The sequence below is a fragment of the Bartonella sp. OC16QHHD genome (assembly GCF_042194035.1).
Lineage (GTDB): Bacteria > Pseudomonadota > Alphaproteobacteria > Rhizobiales > Rhizobiaceae > Bartonella.
The window spans coordinates 1-1,349 of the sequence record NZ_JBHIMJ010000095.1 but is presented as its reverse complement, the minus strand read 5'-3'; the positions used below and the strand labels follow the sequence as shown (position 1 = coordinate 1,349).

The 1,349-nt window shown below is 39.1% G+C and carries 2 protein-coding genes; both read left to right on the top strand.

Annotated elements, in window-relative coordinates:
* The first annotated feature begins 184 nt into the window (after nucleotides 1-184).
* Nucleotides 185-943: an antA/AntB antirepressor family protein gene (locus ACFIK1_RS09485; protein ID WP_375635088.1), complete on the top strand. Its 759-nt coding sequence runs from the start codon at nucleotides 185-187 to the stop codon at nucleotides 941-943.
* Nucleotides 944-955: 12 nt separating this feature from the next.
* Nucleotides 956-1,349 (top strand): hypothetical protein (locus tag ACFIK1_RS09480; RefSeq protein ID WP_375662661.1); only part of this gene is annotated, 394 nt, incomplete at its 3' end.

Here is a 1,349-nt window from a genome sequence, read left to right as displayed (position 1 = left end):
TTTTTTTTTAGATGATATAAAACAGCAGCGATATGAAGATGAAACATACGGTACTTATGAACAGCAGCACCGTTTAACTCTTTCGGATGTCATTCCAAACTACCCACATTATACATACTACAGAGGGCGTTTTTAAAAGCGCCCCCCTCTTTCCTCTTATTAAATTATCGGATGGAGTAAACTTATGAATAATCCTATCACTATTACAAATAACACCATTAACGAAGAAAGCGTTCAGACAGTCAATGCTCGTGACTTGCACGCATTCTTAGAAGCAAAACGAGACTTTTCCAATTGGATTAAGGACCGTATTAGCAGATACAATTTTATAGAAGGACAAGACTTTGTAAAAACACAAGATTTGCGGTCACCAAATTTGGCGAGCGCAAAATCTAGATCTGTTATTGCAATTAATTATCATCTCACCTTGGAAATGGCAAAAGAACTTTCCATGGTAGAGCGTAATGAAAAAGGAAAACAAGCCCGTCAATATTTTATCGAATGCGAGCGGCGTGCAAAGCAAGTTGTTACACCACAAATCGATTACTCAAGTCCACAAGTAATGTTAGGTGTATTAACTCATCTAAAAAATGAAAATGAGCGTAAAGACATCATCATTGAAGATTTAAAACCAAAAGCAATGGCTCTGGAAAGCTTGCAACGCTCTGATGGGCTCTTCAGTCTTACTGAAGCCGCTAAAGTGCTCGAAATGCAACCAAAACAATTCATTCTCTTCCTACAGAAAAAAGGATGGGTGTATCGACGCACTTTCGGGGATCGCTTATTGCCTTATCAGGATAAAATCCAAAAAGGACTAATGGATTGCTCAACCCTCACTATTCAAACCGAAAATGGAACTGAAAAAGTCATTCCTTCAGCAAAAATCACAACAAAAGGCATGGGGGTGCTGTCTCAAGAGCTTAAAAGACAAAGCATGCATTAAGAGGCTATCATTATGGAAAAGAAATATGAACTTACTGATGAAACAATCGAAGTTGGGGGCAAAACTCTCCACCGCATTCGCGCATTACGAGACTTTGGAAACGTCGAGAAAGGTGATTTAGGAGGCTATATCGAGAAAGAAGACAACCTATCGCATCGTGGTAATTGCTGGATTGGGGATTATGCAAAAGTCTATGGTTATGCCAAGGTTTTTGGTGATGCTAAGGTTTACGAAAATGCACAAGTTTACGGTTATGCACATGTTTACAACAATTCTCGTATTTATGGCAAAGCAGAAGTTTGCGATGAACCATGCATTTACGGTGATGCAGAAGTTTACGGTGATGCATATATTTGCGGTGAACCGCACGTTTTTGATAATGCAGAAGTTTATGGCAATGCACAAG

Bases quoted from the DNA above. Each gene is read 5' to 3' on its own strand.
- ACFIK1_RS09485 (WP_375635088.1), top strand. From the start codon at position 185: ATGAATAATCCTATCACTATTACAAATAACACCATTAACGAAGAAAGC.